The organism is uncultured Flavobacterium sp. (assembly GCF_951805225.1).
Classification (GTDB): domain Bacteria; phylum Bacteroidota; class Bacteroidia; order Flavobacteriales; family Flavobacteriaceae; genus Flavobacterium.
In genome coordinates this window covers 3,700,389-3,717,646 of sequence record NZ_OX638201.1, presented here as the reverse complement: position 1 = coordinate 3,717,646, position 17,258 = coordinate 3,700,389, and the positions used below count along the sequence as shown (strand labels likewise).

The following is a 17,258-nucleotide window of genomic DNA, read 5'->3' as shown; positions in this document are numbered from 1 at the left end:
AAGCAATGGGAATTATTGATAAACTAAATAAAGATTTTGAAAGCCGTGTCAGATTGGGAATTATGTCCATTCTGATGGTTAATGAATGGGTTGATTTTACCGAGATGAAAAATCTCCTTAATATCACCGATGGAAATTTAGCAAGTCATTCCTCAGCGCTTGAAAAGTCAGAATACATCGAAGTCAAAAAGGAGTTTGTAGGCAAAAAGCCCAAAACCTCTTACCAAGTTACACCTAGAGGACGTGCGGCCTTTAAAGAACACCTTTCTTATCTTGAAAAATTGATGAAATCTTAATAACTATATTTTTTTACCTAAATACTTTGAAACGCAAAGTACTTTTAAAGTTAAAATCACGAATTCGCCACTGAGAAAATGTGAAACAATCATTTAAAAAAGGCAATTCCATATTTGATAAATAAAAAATTAAAATCAACAATCATGAAAAAACACCAGATTATCTTAGCTAGCAGTTTGATTTTTACACTGCTTTTTTACAACGAGTCAGTAGGAGTAAACCTCGCTATTTTTGGACTATTATTAACCTGTTTGGTTTCTTATTCATTTCAGGATCGCTCTGTCGACAGGTCACATTTGGTTTTGGTAATTACCTCAGTTTTATCTTGTTTAGCATTTGCCTGGTATGGAGATTTTGCATCTTTTTTGGCGTTGGCAATGTCAGTTCTCTTTTTGCAATTCAAGACTCAGGATTCACAACTTAAAATAATACAGATTTTTCCACTTGTGTTTTTAAATGCATTTGCCACATTAGGACGTGTTTTTATGTTTAGTCAATGGCTTCCGGAAAGAAAAATTCACAACAATTTTGCTAAAAAACTAGTCGCTTACTTTGTTATTCCAGCGATCTTTCTAGTAGTCTTTTTTGCAGCTTATTCATTCGGAAGTGCTCATTTTTCGTCTTTGTTAACAGATTACACTTTAGATCTTGATATTGTTCAGGTTATTCTAATAGGAACTCTGGGATTTTATATTTCTTTCAGTTTTTGGAATTATTGGGTGCCTGAAATTTGCTATGAAAAAAAAGAAATGCTGGATAATGATTTCAGTAATGTAAACGAAATCAAAAATCAAAATACATTTTCGTTTCTTGATTTAGAATTCGAAAGAAAGAGCGGAGAAATTACTTTAGTACTTCTGAATTTTATGCTTTTGATTTTTATTGTTACGTATAATTACGAGCAGTTTTTTGAAGTTGTCACAGCTCAAGCTTCTAAACTAAGTTCAGATACGCACGAGAGAGTAAATGCTGTAATTTTTTCGATTATAATGGCGGTTGGTGTGATCTTATTTTATTTCAAAGGCGGATTCAATTTTGATAAAAAAGCAGAAAATCTCAAAAAACTGGCTCAAATTTGGATCGTATTAAACGGACTTTTGATAGTAAGTACAATCATTAAAAACTCAGAATATGTTTCTTACTTTGGTTTAACCTACAAACGATTAGGAGTTTATGCTTTTCTAATTTTAGCAATAATAGGTTTAGTGTTTACATTCTTAAAAATTAGAAGGCAAAAAACGAATGCCTATTTAGTCAATCAAATGGTTTGGTATTTCTACGGAACAATACTTTTGTGCAGTTTTGTAAATTGGGGAAATCTAATTACAAATTATAATATATCTGTAAATAAAGGAGTTGGGCCATGGTTTTTAAGCAGTTTGAATTTTAATTATGAAAGCCGTGATGCTTACTTTTCAGCCAAAAAAATTGTTGCCAAAAAATACGGTTATCTGGAAGAGGATAGAATAGAAGATCGCCAGAATAAATCATTTATGTCAAAAGCGCTCTATTATGAGTTTGTGAATAGTAAATAGTTCATAAAACCGTCTTAAATATGATTTTATGACGGTTTTTTAATGCCTAATTGTTTTTGATTTTAAAAATAAAAGATACTTTTGCAGCACTTAAAAAATGACTTCTCCAATGGACGATTATTATTCGTTAGTATTTAATTAAAATAGCTTTTTGATCTTTTCAAATTGCTATAATAAACCCCGCAATTTTGAAATGAAAGCCTTTTACAAAAACAACAACGGATTAATCGAAACTCAAGAATGGATTCCAAATTGCTGGATCAATATCGAATCTCCTTCAGAAACCGAAAAAAAATATTTACTGGAAGAGCTTCAAATTCCCGAAGCATTTTACAATGATATTGAAGATATCGACGAACGACCTCGTATCGAAATAGAAGACGGCTGGACGCTTATTATTATGCGTGTTCCTATAAAAAGTAACGACGTAAAGTTGCCTTTTCAAACCATTCCGATGGGATTGATTTTTAAAAAAGATATTTGTGTTACCATTAGTTTTTATGAAACACAAATTATCTCTGATTTTGTACAATACACCAAACGAAAAAATATACATATAAAAGACAACTACGATTTAGTTTTAAGATTGTTATTGTCATCAAGTGTTTGGTATTTAAAATATCTGAAACAAATCAATCAAAAGATAAAACTGGCCGAAGATAATCTGGAGAAATCGATCAAAAACGCAGAATTACAAGCGCTTTTGCAAATCGAAAAGTGTTTGGTGTTTTTTATTACTTCCTTAAAAGGAAACGATGTTTTATTTCACAGAATTAAAAATCTAAAAGCCCACAGAGAACATTTTGATTCTGATTTATTAGAAGATGTTGATATCGAGTTAGGTCAGGCGCAAGATACAGCCAATATTTATAGCAACATTTTGACAGGAATGATGGACGCTTATGCTTCGGTAATTTCTAATAATATGAATAATATTATGAAGCAAATGACTTCGATTTCTATCATTCTAATGATTCCCACTTTGATCGCCAGTTTATACGGAATGAACGTGCCAAATGGTATGGAAGAGAGTAAATACGGATTTTGGATACTTCTTTTTATATCCGTTATTTTATCTTCTTGCGGAGCATTTTTGTTTAAAAGAAGAAGATGGTTTTAATAAAAATATTTTCAAAATAGTTATAAAAAGAGAAATCCCATTCGCCGCGGCGAATGGGATTTCTCTTTTTATCAATTTAGTAATCTCCTTTTTTCTTAAATCGAGGATCATATTTTGAAATAAATTCTGTTCTTCTGGTTGGCGGAGTTTTAGAAGTTTTAGGAGCTTCTACTTTTGGTAAACTCGCTTCCTCGGTTTTACTAGACGGTTCAATCAATTGATTTAACTCTTTAATCTCATCATCAGTCAAATCGCGATAACGACCAACCGGAATATCAAGCGATATATTTATAATTCGGATACGTTTAAGCGCCGTTACATCATAACCCAGATATTCTGTCATTCTACGAATCTGACGGTTTAAACCTTGCGTTAAAATAATTTTAAACGTGTATTTGCTAATCTGTTCCACTTTACATTTTCGGGTAACCGTATCCAAAATCGGAACACCATTTCCCATTCGTTCAATAAAACGATCCGTAATCGGTCTGTTAACCGTTACCGTATATTCTTTTTCGTGATTGTTTCTGGCGCGCAAAATCTTGTTTACAATATCACCGTCATTCGTCATAAAAATTAATCCTTCACTGGCTTTATCCAATCTTCCAATCGGAAAAATACGTTTTGGATAATTAATATAATCCACAATATTATTTCGAACCTCTAAATTTGTTGTACATTCAATTCCAACAGGTTTGTTGAAAGCCAGGTAAACCAATTTTTCATGTTTCTCAACAATCAATTTTCCGTCAATACGTACTTCGTCATTTGGTGAAACTTTCGTTCCCATTTCAGGCACAACACCATTTATTGTTACGCGTCCTTCTTCAATAAGTTTATCCGCTTCACGACGAGAACAATAACCTGTTTCTCCAATAAATTTATTAAGACGTTTTAAATTCTCTTCCATATTGCAAAAGTAAGCAAAATTTAGACTTCTTAGAATTTTAGATTTCAGACTTTAAATTGCTGGATTGTGAATTTTATGCAATCTTGTTATTCTGAGGAACAAAATCTTCACAAACGTTTCATAGTACGCGGATGACGCGGATTCGCTTCGCAAAGACGCGGATTAAAACGGATTTTTTTCTTTGAAGCATGGCGCGCAAAGTGATTACTTTATTCACTAAAAAAAAACTTAGCCCCTCAGAACCTAAAAAAAAACCTTTGTCCCTCTGAGCCTCTGCAACTTTGAACCTCTATTCATGATAAAAGGAACTATCTTCAGGAGTTTCTTTTCGATCAAACATTCCGTAATCACGAACAACCGTTGCAATTCTTAAATGATAATCCTTAAAAACTTCATTTCTGCCTTTTGATTGCGCATGTCGATGCATTTCGAGATTTCTCCATTGCTGAATACTTTCTTCGTCTCTCCAAAAAGACAAAGACAAAACCTTTTCAGGATCACTAAAACTCTGAAATCTCTCAATAGATATAAATCCTTCTATATAGCCTAATTCCGGTCGCAGACTTGCGGCGATATCAAGATATTCTCCTTTTTTTCCTTCGTTAGGAATTACTTCAAAAATTACTGCTATCATTTTTTTATTTTTTAATTATTGAAAGCCAAATGTTTTTAGGCAATCTGGCATTGATCATTGGTTCGTATTGAATGTTGTTTTCTAAAATTGTAATTGTTTTATATTTATCAAATAAAAACCATAAAGCTTCAGTTGCCAATTGAATCGAGAAATATTTAGCCAGACACATATGACCGCCAATTCCGAAAGTTAGATTTTCGATATTGTTATTTCTTTCAATATCAAAATTAGCGGGATTTTTAAACTTTTCAGAATCACGATTTGCCGAAGCCAGAATAATTAAAATCAAATCATTTTTCTTAATAAGGCTTTCGCCGATATGAAAATCTTCAGTTGCAATTCTTCTTGTATTCTGAATTGGAGGATCAAATCGAACAGTTTCTATAATTGATTTTTCTATTACTGTTTTATTCGAAAAAGTTTTATTCTGAATAATTTGTAACAACGAATTACTTAAAATTCCGCGTCCAGCATCATAACTCTGGATAAATAAGCCGATTAAATTACTTACCGTTATTTTTATAATCTGATCAGATGAAATTTTATGCTTTTCGCCGATGGAAAATAATAATGATTCATCAACAATATTGAATAAATGCTTCTTGATTCTTAAAAACAAATCCTCTGAAATTTTATTAATAGAATCGGCTTCTTCATTTGTTTTCTTCGGAAGCATTATTTTGACGATAGTTTCAATATTTTTAGAAATAAAATCAGAATCGTTGTCATTAAAATTAAAGCTTTTTAGAAGAATTAATATTGGTAGTTTTTTGGATACAGAATCGACCCAATCTATTTTGCTTTCGATTAAATCGTTTTGAATTAAAGCAGTAATAACCGGACTGATTTCAACAGATTTTATTTTTGAAAAAAGCATTATCGAAATTTCTCTCCCAATTTCATGTTGAACTCCATTTGATAATCGAGTCAAATTATTCAAAATATCCAAAGCATATTCGTTTAGCTTCTGAATATTATCAGGATTTATCGTTGGAATTTGTGCTTTAGGATTTTTTAAAACTTCAACACAATGTTTATGAGAATATATTGCCCATATTTTATTTGGTTCATCCCAATAAACGGCATTTTTATTCTGCATATTTTCATATAATAAATAAGGATCAGAAACATCCGATTGTAAGAATAAAGAAGAGTTCATATTTATTTTTTTGACAAAGTTATTTAACTTTACAAAGAGATACTTCATTCTGTACTTAACTATAAAAATCCAAATGGAAGATCAATTTATAAAAACGGCAACTTTAATTGGTGATCCAACGCGTGCAGCAATTATGTGGACATTGCTTGATGGAAGAGCATTTACAGCCACAGAATTATCAATTGCAGTAAATACGTCTCCACAAAATATGAGTATGCATTTAGGGAAACTTATTGATGCAAATTTACTTTCTGTTGAAAAACAAGGACGTCATAAATATTACAGATTTTCGAATAAAGAAGTCGCATATGTCGTTGAAGCAATGGCGAATCTTATTCCGAAACCAGCAATTCAATCCAAAAAAGAAACCGAAAATTATCCTCCAATAAAATATTGCAGAACTTGCTATGATCATTTAGCAGGAAAAATTGGTGTCGCTGTAACGGATAGTTTGCTAAATCAAAAGATATTAATAGAAAATAAAAATGATTTTGAAATCAGTTCTCAAGGCGAAAAGTGGTTTTCTGATTTTGGAATTAATATAGAAGAAGCTCAAAAGCAAAAACGAATATTCTTAAAACCTTGTTTGGATTGGAGTGAAAGAAGAAACCATATTGCTGGTTCGATAGGTTCACTTTTATTCAACAAAATGATAAATGAAGATTGGCTCAGAAGAACAAAAGATTCAAGAGCGATAATCATCACAGGAAAAGGCGAGAAGGAATTGTTGAAATATTTTAATGTGGTTGTTTAGGTAATTTAAAATTTAGCCTTCGGAATTTTCTATGAAGTTTGTCATTCCGAGGAACGAGGAATCTCCGCAAGCAGCTCGACAAAGATTGGTAATTTAGTTTGCGGAGTTTCTTCTGTGAACATATGGCGCTAAACCCGACAGGTTTTAAAAACCAGTCGGGTTTAAACTGTGCGCAAATTCGAGCCGATTTAGTTTACGGAGTTACTTGCGAAGATTTCTCCTTCGTCGAAATGACAATACTATCGTTTTTAAGGAAAAAACTTAGAACCTTAGCGACTTAGTGTCTCAGAACCTTAAGAAGAAAACAAAAACTCAATAACCTTCTGATACAATTCATCGTCATGCATTCCGTGACCTAAACCTTTGGTTTCGATAAACTGACTGTTTTTCCAATTACTGGCAATTTTCTTCCCTTCTTCAAAAGCTACTATTTTATCAGAAGTATCGTGTGCAATTAATCCCGCAACATTAAATTCTGAGGCGAATCTCTGACCCGAGAAATCTTCCAGTTTAAAGTTGAAACGGCTCATGAATTTACTTTCTAAAAGTGAAAACATCTTCGTATTCAAACTCAGCATCGAAATGTAATTATTAATTAAGGTTTTCAATTCTGATGGAGCTCCCAAAATAACCATTTTGTTAATGCTCGTATTTGGAAATAAATATTGGTGATAAACGCAAGCCGCGCCACCAATAGAATGTCCAATAATAATTGTAGGCTGATATTTTTCGACCGCTTTATTAATGAATTCAGCATAAAGCGGAACATTAAATTCTTTACCACTGCTTTGTCCATGCGCAGGCGCGTCAATAGCAATGATTGTACTTCCTGATTTTTGAAGATGTGGTAAAGTTTTTTTCCAGCGAGACGCGTTACTTTCCCATCCGTGAACAAGTAGAATTTTGGTTTCGTTTCCTTTCCAGATATACGTCTGAAAATGATGTTCGTTATGATGAAACGTTTCTGTTTCGGTATTTTTCAGGACTTTTGGTAAACTCTCTTTTTGTAATCGGCCAATTCTGGGTTGGCTAAAAAGAGCATATGAAAGTTCGACAGCTTTTTGTGGACGAACATAACTTAAGAAATTGATATATTGTCCAACTGATTTTACTGTAATGAAACGAATTCCTTTTTTAATTCCCAAAATAAATAATTTAAAGATAAAAGTATAATTATTCGAAAGCTGTTCTTAAAAAATATCGCCACGAATTTCACAAATTTAGCACGAATTTTTATTCTTAGGATATAAAAATTAGTGAAATTGGTGAAATTCGTGGCGGAAAATTTTAAGCAAAAAAAATCCCGATTAAATCGAGATTTTAAATGTTTAGAATTTAGAGAACAATTGTTCCATTTTTTCTTTTTCTTCTTCAGCTAATGCGCTGTCAACTAAAATTCTTCCAGAATGCTCATCAGTAATGATTTTCTTTCTAGAAGCAATTTCTACTTGAGTTTGTGGCGGAATAGTGAAGAATGATCCTGCAGAAGCACCTCTTTCGATAGATACTACAGCTAAACCATTACGAACACTAGTTCTGATTCTAGTATAAGCAGCTAATAATCTTTCTTCGATTTGACCTGAAAACTCAGCTGATTTCTCAGATAAGAAGATTTCTTCTTTTTGAGTTTCTGCCATGATCGCATCTAATTCATTTTTTTTGTGTTTTAAATGAGAGCTTTTAGCATCAAGTTTTTCTTTTAAATTAGAAATAACTTCTTTTTTATGCTCGATAGAAGCTTTCATTTCTTTGATTTGCTTTTCAGCCAATTGAATTTCTAATTCTTGAAATTCAACCTCTTTAGTCAAAGAATTAAATTCTCTGTTATTACGAACTGATTCTTGTTGTTTTGTGTATTTTTTGATAACCTCTTTGTGCTCATCAATCGCATTTTTCTTTGATTTGATAAGATCCTCAATCACTTCAAGTTCACTTTTCAGTTTCTCTGAACGAGTGCTTAAACCTGCAACTTCATCTTCTAAATCTTCCACTTCTAAAGGAAGTTCTCCTCTTACGTTTCTGATTTCGTCAATTCTAGAGTCAATAAGCTGTAAATCGTATATTGCTCTTAACTTGTCCTCAACACTTAATTCTTTCGTATTCGCCATATTCTATAAGTACTTAACTGGATTTGTATTTTCTTCTGATAAAATGATTGCAAAATTAAGGATTTTTTTTCGAAGATAATCAACAATATAGTTTTTTGTATAGCGTTCGCTCTCAAAATGACCAATATCGGCTAAAAGTAGTCGGTTTTCAGCTTCATAAAACTGATGGTATTTTAAATCGGCAGTCAAAAAAGCATCGGCTCCAGCCATAATTGCATTTTTTATGGCAAAACTTCCTGAACCGCCCAAAACGGCTACTTTCTTAATTTTTTTTCCCAGAAAGGAAGAATGACGAATTCCATCGGCAATCATTTTATCTTTTACAAAAATCAGAAACTCTTTTTCGTCCATTTCAGTTTCAAATTCCCCAATCATTCCTAGTCCAATATTTTGATGTGAATTTTGAAGATCATAAATTTCATAAGCGACTTCTTCATAAATATGATTTGCAAAAAGAGCCTTTAAAATTTTAGATTGTAAGTATTTTTCAAAAACAACTTCAATTTTTATTTCAGTTCCGGTATGTAATTTTCCTTTTTCTCCAATTACAGGATTACTGTTTTCATTTCCTTTAAAGGTAAAAAAGCCTTCAGTATTAAAACTGCAATTGTCATAATTTCCAATAGTTCCTGCACCTGCATCAAACATTGCATTACGTACTTTTTCTGAATTATCCGGAATTGTATAGGTAACTAATTTTTGAATGAAGCTTTGTTTTGGAATCAAAACTTTAGTATTCGTTAAGCCTAAAGCATCACAAAATATTTTATTAACTCCAGCCGAATGATTATCCAGAGCGGTATGAACGGCATAAATGGCAATGTCATTTTTGATCGCTTTCAAAATAGCACGTTCCACATAGTTTTTGCCTGTAATTTTTTTAATTCCCGAGAATAAAATAGGGTGAAAACAAACCACAAGATTGCAATTTTTAGCAATAGCTTCTTCAATTACATTTTCTAAAGCATCGTGGCAAACTAAAACTCCTGTACTTTCAGTTTCAGCATTACCGGCTAAAAGTCCAACATTGTCAAAATCTTCGGCGTAAGCCAAAGGTGCCATTTCTTCGAGAACTTCTATTATATTTTTGATTTTCATTTTTTTGCTTTTTGTTTCAGGTTTTATTTGTTTCAAGTTTCATGTTGTTGAGAAAATCTTGAAATCTGAAACAAATTCGTAAAACAAATTAACGAATAAAGGTATCAACTTTAAAATATTTGAGAGATATTGTTTTATGCAAATTGGTACTATCGTATTGCAAGTATTTCACGTATTACTAATTTTGTATCTTTGTGTTTAAATCAAGAATCATGAAAACGCTAACCATAAAAATAAACGAACGAACTAAGATAGGGAAAGCCTTTATCGCCATGTTTGATAGTTTTAAAGGTTTTGAGGAAATTGAAATTATTGAAACAGATGCTTATGGACAAGTTAACGAGGAACAAAGCATATATAGTTCAGAATTTATTGAAAAGGTTAAAAAAGCAGAAGAAAATATTAAAAATGGCGAAACTACAACGCTAGATCCAAAAGATATATGGGGAAGTTTAGGGTTGAAGTAACTAAAATCGCAAATCAAGATATTGAAAAACATAAAAAATCAGGAAATAAAATTTCAATTAAAAATATTGCTAAAATTTTAATTGAACTGTCAGAAAATCCAGATCAGGGTTTTGGAAATCCTGAACAATTAAAACATGAATATTCAGGTCTTTGGTCAAGACGAATCAATCAAAAAGATCGATTAATTTATCGTATTGAAGACGAAATTGTAACCGTTTTTGTGATTTCTGCGATGGGACATTATTCTGATAAATAACTTTATGAACTTACTTCGAAAAATACTTTTTCCGTTTGCCATCTTATACGGATTCATTACTTCAATCAGGAATTTTCTTTTTGATAAAGGACTTCTGAAATCAACTTCATTTGATATTCCGGTTATTGCTGTTGGAAATCTGAGCGTTGGCGGAACTGGTAAAACTCCTCAAATCGAATATCTCATTCGGTTATTGTCTGATCAATATAAAGTTGCGACTTTAAGCCGTGGTTATAAACGAAAATCTGAAGGTTTTGTTTTGGCTGGTCCAACTTCAAATGCCGAAATTTTGGGTGATGAACCGTTTCAATTTTATCAAAAGTTTCCAAATATTCAGGTTGCAGTTGATGCTGACAGAACAAACGGGATTACGCAATTACTTTCGCAGCAAGAAAAACCTCAGGTAATTTTATTGGATGATGCTTATCAACATCGAAAAGTAAAAGCAGGATTTTATATTTTACTGACTTCTTATGGTGATTTGTATGCCGATGATTTTATGCTTCCAACCGGAAATTTGCGTGAAAGCAGAAGCGGAGTAAACCGTGCCAATATCATCGTGGTAACAAAATGTCCAAAAGATTTATCGGATGAAAAGCAAGAAGAAATCAGGTTAAAACTGAAACTTAGTTGTTCGCAACAATCGTATTTTACATTTATCGATTATGACGATGCAATTTATGGCAAAGAAGAAAAAATTGCTGTAAACGAAATTAAAAATGAACCTAAATTGCTTTTGGCTGGAATCGCAAAACCAACTCCATTTTTTGATTATTTAAAAAATGAAAAAGATGAATGCCTGATTTTTCCGGATCATCATAATTTTTTAGATTCTGATTTAGATTCGATTCAGAATAAGGCGCAGAACAAAAAAATCATTACAACTGAGAAAGATTATGTGCGCTTAAAAGATTCTAAACTCGTTTCGCAATTGTATTATCTGCCAATTAAAAGTACGTTTATCAAACATCAGCAAAATTTTGACGCAACAATTTTGGAGTATGTCAAGAAATTTAGAGGCTTAGAATCTTAGCAACTAAGAGCTTAAAGAAAAAAATTAATCAAAAAACTTCGCAATTGTGCTGTAAAATTCGTCTGGAACAAATGGTTTTGTTATAACATCATTCATTCCAAAAGATAGAAGCATATCTCTGTTTTCGTCAAGCGAAATTGCTGTCAGTGCAATAATTGGAGTCGTTTTATCAAATTCCCTGATTTGTTGTGTGGCTGTCGTTCCGTTTATTCCAGGTAAATGAACATCCATTAAAATCATGTCGAAACGTTTGACTTTCAAAAGTTCTACAGCGTCTTCACCATTGTCGAGAATTTCGCAACAAATCGCTTTGTTTTCAAGCATTTTTCGGGTAATCATTTGATTGATTTTGTTGTCTTCAATCAATAAAATCGATTTGTGTTTTAGTTGCTTGTCATTATAAGGTTTGGTTTCTTCGACTACTTCCAATGGTTCGTTGTTGATTTTAAAATTTAGTTTGAAGGTAAAAGTAGATCCCTTTCCTACTTCACTTTTTAGTTTTATTTCTCCGCCCAAAAGTTCAATTAATTTTTTTACAATGGTAAGACCCAATCCGGTTCCGCCATATTTTCTATTAACCTCAATTGATCCTTGAGAGAAACTTTCAAAAACAGTTTGTAATTTATCTTCAGGAATTCCAATTCCGGTGTCAACGATTTCAAAATAAACAGTTGCGATATCGTCTTCCTGAGCATATAATTTTGCAATAACATTTACGTTTCCGTTTTGCGTAAATTTTAAAGCGTTGTTTATTAAGTTTAATATGATTTGCGATAGCTTGGTCGGATCGCCAATTAAATTATCCGGAATTGTTTTGTCAATTTCCAGATTAAAATAATTTTTATTGGCTGTCGCTAATTCTTTCAGAGAACTCTGAATGTTGAATAATAATTCTTTAAGATTGAAGCTAATGTTTTCTATTTCAACTTTAGTCGAATCGATTTTGTTGATTTCAAGAATTTCATTAATAAAAGTAGTGAGGTAATTTCCGGAGAATTTTAGAGACTCGAGATATTTTAATTGTGTTTTTTTAGGATTGTCTTCCAGTAATAAATGTGTGATTCCGTTTATGGCGTTCAAAGGCGTCCGCAGTTCATGACTTACAGTTGATAGAAATTCTGATCTGGCTTTTGATGCTTTTTCGGCTTTATTTTTTGCCAGAATAAGTTCTTTGTTTTTTTCTCTTAGAAGTAAATTATTTTGATTTCGAATAATATTATTTTTATATAAAGCTAAACTCAAAAGCGATAAAATCGAAATAAGTGCAATAGCTAGAATACTCACAAGTTTTGAATAACGATATGTTTTCAGCTGAATTTTTTCTTCACTTTCGCGTTTAAGCGTATTATTTAAAGATTGATTTTTTTTGAATTTCTCGAATTCATTAAGATCAATCTTTGCGTTTTTTAACTTTAACAGATAATTTTCTATTTGATAATGTTCGTCTAAATAAGAATAGGCGAGATCATAGTTTTTATTTCGCTTATAATATTCGCTAATTCCTAAGACGATTTTAGATTTTTGAGCCAGATTATTAGTTTTGGCATTATAATCTAAAGCGCGATCAAAATAAATTATGGCAGAATCGTTTCGTTTTAGTTGTGTTTCGATTAAACCAAGTTGATAATAAGCGTCAATTTTTGTTTTTTGAAGTGAAGGATTATCTGGTTTTTTAATTATTTTCTGAAAAGATTTTGCGGCCAAAGGCAAGTTTTTACTTGTTTTTAGTGCTATTGCTTTCTGATAACTTAAGACCTCTGCATGATCGGTAATATTAAGCTGTTTTAAAAGATCATCTGCTTTTTTATAATAAATCTCAGCAGTTTTATGATCTCCTTTTGCAGTATTGGTTACGCCAATATAATGAAGCGCCAATACTTTGGTACAAGTTGGATTTACATCATCAAAATAGGAAATACTTTTGTGGAAGTTTTTTAGTGCTTCTTCGTATTTTTTTTGACCGTAATAAATTTTACCAAGCTTAAAAGTCTGATTAGCTAAATTCTCTGTTTTATGATTAGTTTCGCAAAAATCGATTGATTTTTTAGTGTAAAAGACCGCCTGATTATATTCTTTTTTATTAAGATTCTTGTTTACCAGTTTGTTATAATAGGAAATGCTATCTGTACTCTTTTTAGTTTGAGAATACAAAAATGAATTAAAAAAACAAACAAGAATAAAAAGATGATATTTCATGTATGGCAATGCTTTTACAATGAATTCTACGTTTTCTTTATTAGTAAAATCAAATCTATTAATCTTGATGAATAGCCAATTTCATTATCGTACCAACCCACAACTTTTACCATTTTGTCAATGACAGATGTTAGTTGCGCGTCAAATAAGCACGAATGTGTATTGCCAATTACATCAACAGAAACGATTGGATCTTCTGTGTAATCTAATATTCCTTTTAAATTTGTTTTTGAGGCTTTTTCAAATGCGTTATTAATTTCTTCAATCGTAACAGCGCGTTTTACATTAAATGTTATGTCTGTCAGGGAACCATCTGGAACCGGAACACGAATTCCGCAACCTCCGATTTTATGATGCAATTTAGGAAAAATTTTTGTTAATGCCTTAGCTGCACCCGTAGTTGTTGGAACAATCGACTGACTTGCACCTCTTGCGCGTCGCAAGTCCTTATGTGGCTGGTCGTGAAGACTTTGGTCTGTTGTATATGAATGTATTGTTGTGATGTAAGCTTGCTCAATTCCGCACAATTCATCGATGATTTTTATCATTGGAGCAGCATTATTTGTCGTGCAACTTGCATTCGAAACAATATTTTCAGTTCCATCGAGGATATTTTCATTTACACCAAGAACTACTGTTTTTATAGTATCAACTTCTGATGGAGCAGAAAGTATTACTTTTTTAGCTCCAGCTTCGATATGTGCATTTAATTCTTCATGCGTTTTGTATTTTCCGGTAGACTCGATCACGAAATCAATATCATGACTTTTCCAGTCTAAATTCGAAATACTTTTTTCATGAAAGAACAAATAATGTTTTCCTTCAACAATAATACCCTCGTCATCATGACTAACTTTATAGGGTAAAACACCGTGAATACTGTCGTATTTTATCAAATGCGACATGGTTCTGTTATCTGCAATATCATTAATTGCAACGACTTCTATTTGGGGATGGTTTATAAGAAGACGGAATAGATTTCTTCCAATTCTTCCAAAACCGTTGATAGCAATTCTAGTTTTCAAGTTTTTTATTTATTTGTTTAATCGTTCAGCTGTTTAATCGTTTAATTGTAAATACGATTAAACGATTAAACAGTTAACAAATAAACTTTTTATAAAATATGTTTTTGTGCTTTGTATGAAGAACGAACTAAAGGCCCACTTTCAACATGACGGAAACCTAATTCAAGACCAAATTTTTCATACTTGGCAAATTGTTCTGGCGTGATAAATTCTTTAACTGGTAAGTGTTTTTTACTTGGCTGTAGGTATTGACCAATAGTAACAACGTCAACATTTGCATTGCGTAAATCTGTCATAGTTTGAAAAACTTCCTCTTCAGTTTCGCCTAATCCAAGCATAATTCCTGATTTAGTTCTGTTGATTCCTTTTTCTTTCAAATAGCGTAAAACTTCTAAGCTACGATCATATTTTGCCTGAATACGAACTTCGCGAGTTAAACGACGAACCGTTTCAACATTATGCGAAACTACTTCAGGATTTGCTTCTACAATTCGATCAAGATTTCTTTCGATTCCTTGAAAATCAGGAATTAAAGTTTCAAGAGTAGTATTTGGGTTCATTCTACGAATTGCTTTTACAGTTTCAATCCAGATAATAGAACCGCCATCTTTTAAATCATCTCTGTCAACACTTGTAATTACAGCGTGTTTGATGTTCATGATTTTTATAGAACGAGCTACTTTTTCCGGTTCGTCCCAATCTACGGTTTCAGGTCTTCCGGTTTTAACCCCGCAAAATCCGCAAGAACGCGTACAAACATTTCCTAAAATCATAAATGTTGCCGTTCCTTCTCCCCAACATTCGCCCATATTAGGACAACTTCCTGAGGTACAAATAGTATTTAAGCTGTATTTATCAACCAAACCACGTAGTTCAGTATATTTTTGTCCAATTGGAAGTTTTACTTTTAACCATTTAGGTTTTCCAGTTGGTATATTTTCAATGACTGTTTCCATATATCAAAATTCAAAGTACAAAGATAAGCAATGTAGTTTATTTGGAGATTCGTTTAAGATTTAATTTGGTATTCATCTACTTGTGAATTGCAAGAGTTTGTTTTGGTGATAATTTTATCATAATGTTAAATTTCTGTTTTTAAATCATGATGTTGACTCAAATGATTATTTTTTGTTTGTTAATTAAGGAAAGACGAATAATAATGATAGAAGTCTGATTTTTACTCGTTTAAAATTTATATCTTTATTTGTTAAAAAAATAACCTTTATCGAAATAAAAAGGCATTGATGTTGTACTACATTTGTTGTTAAATTGTAATAATAAAAAACATGAAAAAGAAATTTATTGTATTTGGAGTTTTATTTGCCACTTTGGGTTTCACTAGAATGAATGCGCAAATTAATTTTGGAGATAAAGCTATAGGAGCCGTTCAAAAAGGAATTACAGGTTTTACATTCAGTAATGCTGATGCAGCTGCTTTGTCTAAGGCTGCAGTTGATAAAATGGATGCTGAGCATGACGTTGCAAGTGCAACAGATCCTTATACTTTAAGATTGAACAGGGTTTTTGGAAAATATACTGCTGGTGAAGGTTACACACTAAACTATAAAGTTTATAAGCTAAAAGAAGTAAATGCTTTTGCAACTGCTGACGGAAGTGTTCGTGTATATACCGGTTTAATGGATATCATGGATGATAATGAATTACTGGCTGTAATTGGACACGAAATTGGACACGTTGCAAATCATGATTCTCAAGATGCTATAAAAGCGGCTTATAAAAAAGAAGCTTTAATGGATGCTGCGGCTTCACAATCTACGACAGTTGCAACAGTTACAGACAGTCAGTTAGGGAAAATAGGAAGTTCAATTATTGATAGTAAATTTAGCCGTAAACAAGAAGCTGAAGCTGATTTGTTTTCTTATAACTTTTTGAAAAAGAATGGTTATAATGTAAACGCTGAAGAATCTGCTTTTAGAATTCTTGCTAAAATGAGCGAAGGAACAGAGTCTTCATTTATTGATCAAATGATGAGTTCTCACCCGGATTCTAAACAAAGAGCTGAAGATGCTAAAAAACGTGCTGAAAAAGACGGTTTATATAAGCCTTATGTGCAACAAAAAATCGTAAACACAGCGCCGGCAAAAACAACAACCAAAAAAGCTACGACGAAAAAGACGACAACTAAAAAGAAATAATAATTTCTAATTAGAAAAATAAAACCCGACAAGTTTCAGAAATTTGTCGGGTTTTTTATTTTTAAGATTAACCTAAAACGTGAAATGCTAATACTTTTTGCACATCATAAACATTTACAGATTTGTTGAATTGTTTTACGATGCTTGGTTGCAATTCGCTGGCAACCCAGATTTTTAATTCGGCATCAAGATCAAAAGTTCCAGCAGTTTCTACGCTGAATCTTGTAATACTTTTGTAAGCAATTGATTTGTATTCCGTTTTGCTTCCTGTTATTCCTTGTACGTCAACAAGAATTAATCTTTTGTTGGTGAAGATAAAAGTATCACGGATTAATTTAAAACCCATTTCGATTTCTTCATTATCAGTTAAAAGCTGTCCGTATTTTTTAAGTAAATCTTCTTGGCTTACTGAACCAGCGTTTCCAAGAATAGCTGAAAATATTCCCATTTTTTAGTTTTTAATTTGATTACAATTTTTTCTTTTTTAGAAGTTGTAAAAGTAATTGATT

At 32.0% G+C, this 17,258-nt stretch carries 18 protein-coding genes; 8 read left to right on the top strand and 10 right to left on the bottom strand.

What is annotated here, in order from left to right; all coding sequences use genetic code 11:
• The first annotated feature begins 5 nt into the window (after window positions 1-5).
• The 3 genes from WN975_RS15340 (at window position 6) to WN975_RS15330 (ending at window position 2,952) form a co-directional block, all read left to right on the top strand.
• Window positions 6-296, top strand: a complete 291-nt coding sequence (locus WN975_RS15340; RefSeq protein ID WP_065450961.1) for a transcriptional regulator — start codon at window positions 6-8, stop codon at window positions 294-296.
• 144 nt (window positions 297-440) lie between these two features.
• A complete protein-coding gene (locus WN975_RS15335) occupies window positions 441-1,832 on the top strand; it encodes a DUF4173 domain-containing protein (RefSeq protein WP_337967298.1) in 1,392 nt (463 codons plus the stop codon).
• 193 nt (window positions 1,833-2,025) lie between these two features.
• Window positions 2,026-2,952: a magnesium transporter CorA family protein gene (locus WN975_RS15330; RefSeq protein WP_337967297.1), complete on the top strand. Its 927-nt coding sequence runs from the start codon at window positions 2,026-2,028 to the stop codon at window positions 2,950-2,952.
• A gap of 76 nt (window positions 2,953-3,028) precedes the next feature.
• On the opposite strand, the gene rluF is transcribed toward WN975_RS15330, so the two are convergent.
• From rluF to WN975_RS15315, 3 genes are all read right to left on the bottom strand, one after another.
• Window positions 3,029-3,862 carry a 23S rRNA pseudouridine(2604) synthase RluF gene (rluF, locus tag WN975_RS15325; protein ID WP_337967296.1) on the bottom strand — a complete coding sequence of 278 codons (834 nt, stop codon included), beginning with the start codon at window positions 3,860-3,862 and terminating at the stop codon, window positions 3,029-3,031.
• Window positions 3,863-4,151: 289 nt separating this feature from the next.
• The gene (locus tag WN975_RS15320) at window positions 4,152-4,496 is read right to left on the bottom strand and encodes an antibiotic biosynthesis monooxygenase (protein WP_337967295.1); all 345 of its coding nucleotides are present in this window, start codon (window positions 4,494-4,496) and stop codon (window positions 4,152-4,154) included.
• 4 nt (window positions 4,497-4,500) lie between these two features.
• Window positions 4,501-5,655 (bottom strand): cytochrome P450, encoded by a 1,155-nt coding sequence (locus WN975_RS15315; protein WP_337967294.1) that lies wholly within the window; start codon window positions 5,653-5,655, stop codon window positions 4,501-4,503.
• Between the two features lie 73 nt (window positions 5,656-5,728).
• Between WN975_RS15315 and WN975_RS15310 the strand changes: the two genes are divergently transcribed.
• Window positions 5,729-6,409 (top strand): winged helix-turn-helix domain-containing protein, encoded by a 681-nt coding sequence (locus tag WN975_RS15310; RefSeq protein ID WP_337967293.1) that lies wholly within the window; start codon window positions 5,729-5,731, stop codon window positions 6,407-6,409.
• Between the two features lie 293 nt (window positions 6,410-6,702).
• On the opposite strand, the gene WN975_RS15305 is transcribed toward WN975_RS15310, so the two are convergent.
• The 3 genes from WN975_RS15305 to WN975_RS15295 all read right to left on the bottom strand — a co-directional run bounded on the left by WN975_RS15305 (window position 6,703) and on the right by WN975_RS15295 (window position 9,615).
• Entirely contained in the window at window positions 6,703-7,554 is an 852-nt protein-coding gene (locus WN975_RS15305) for an alpha/beta fold hydrolase (RefSeq protein WP_337967292.1), read from the bottom strand.
• 183 nt (window positions 7,555-7,737) lie between these two features.
• On the bottom strand, window positions 7,738-8,517 hold the full coding sequence (locus WN975_RS15300) for a C4-type zinc ribbon domain-containing protein (RefSeq protein ID WP_099709429.1): 780 nt from the start codon (window positions 8,515-8,517) through the stop codon (window positions 7,738-7,740).
• Window positions 8,518-8,520: 3 nt separating this feature from the next.
• Window positions 8,521-9,615, bottom strand: coding sequence for a Nif3-like dinuclear metal center hexameric protein (locus tag WN975_RS15295; protein WP_337967291.1), 1,095 nt, complete (start codon window positions 9,613-9,615; stop codon window positions 8,521-8,523).
• A 212-nt stretch (window positions 9,616-9,827) separates the two neighbouring features.
• Here WN975_RS15295 and WN975_RS15290 point away from each other — a divergent pair, with 212 nt between their 5' ends.
• The 3 genes from WN975_RS15290 to lpxK are packed head-to-tail and all read left to right on the top strand — an operon-like array spanning window position 9,828 to window position 11,372.
• Window positions 9,828-10,082, top strand: coding sequence for a hypothetical protein (locus WN975_RS15290; RefSeq protein WP_337967290.1), 255 nt, complete (start codon window positions 9,828-9,830; stop codon window positions 10,080-10,082).
• Window positions 10,058-10,339 carry a Txe/YoeB family addiction module toxin gene (locus tag WN975_RS15285; protein ID WP_337967289.1) on the top strand — a complete coding sequence of 94 codons (282 nt, stop codon included), beginning with the start codon at window positions 10,058-10,060 and terminating at the stop codon, window positions 10,337-10,339. Before WN975_RS15290 ends, WN975_RS15285 begins: the two co-directional genes overlap by 25 nt.
• Window positions 10,340-10,343: 4 nt before the next feature.
• Complete coding sequence (gene lpxK / locus WN975_RS15280) at window positions 10,344-11,372, top strand: tetraacyldisaccharide 4'-kinase (protein WP_337967288.1); 1,029 nt, start codon at window positions 10,344-10,346, stop codon at window positions 11,370-11,372.
• A gap of 24 nt (window positions 11,373-11,396) precedes the next feature.
• Here the strand turns inward: lpxK and WN975_RS15275 are convergent, their stop codons facing one another.
• The 3 genes from WN975_RS15275 to lipA all read right to left on the bottom strand — a co-directional run bounded on the left by WN975_RS15275 (window position 11,397) and on the right by lipA (window position 15,549).
• Complete coding sequence (locus WN975_RS15275; RefSeq protein ID WP_337967287.1) at window positions 11,397-13,568, bottom strand: ATP-binding protein; 2,172 nt, start codon at window positions 13,566-13,568, stop codon at window positions 11,397-11,399.
• A gap of 26 nt (window positions 13,569-13,594) precedes the next feature.
• Window positions 13,595-14,593, bottom strand: a complete 999-nt coding sequence (gene gap / locus WN975_RS15270; protein ID WP_337967286.1) for a type I glyceraldehyde-3-phosphate dehydrogenase — start codon at window positions 14,591-14,593, stop codon at window positions 13,595-13,597.
• Window positions 14,594-14,682: 89 nt separating this feature from the next.
• Entirely contained in the window at window positions 14,683-15,549 is an 867-nt protein-coding gene (lipA, locus tag WN975_RS15265) for a lipoyl synthase (RefSeq protein ID WP_095382922.1), read from the bottom strand.
• 330 nt (window positions 15,550-15,879) lie between these two features.
• Between lipA and WN975_RS15260 the strand changes: the two genes are divergently transcribed.
• Window positions 15,880-16,749, top strand: a complete 870-nt coding sequence (locus tag WN975_RS15260) for a M48 family metalloprotease (RefSeq protein WP_337967285.1) — start codon at window positions 15,880-15,882, stop codon at window positions 16,747-16,749.
• Window positions 16,750-16,816: 67 nt separating this feature from the next.
• Here the strand turns inward: WN975_RS15260 and WN975_RS15255 are convergent, their stop codons facing one another.
• On the bottom strand, window positions 16,817-17,197 hold the full coding sequence (locus tag WN975_RS15255; protein ID WP_121328953.1) for a PH domain-containing protein: 381 nt from the start codon (window positions 17,195-17,197) through the stop codon (window positions 16,817-16,819).
• Window positions 17,198-17,258: the final 61 nt, after the last annotated feature.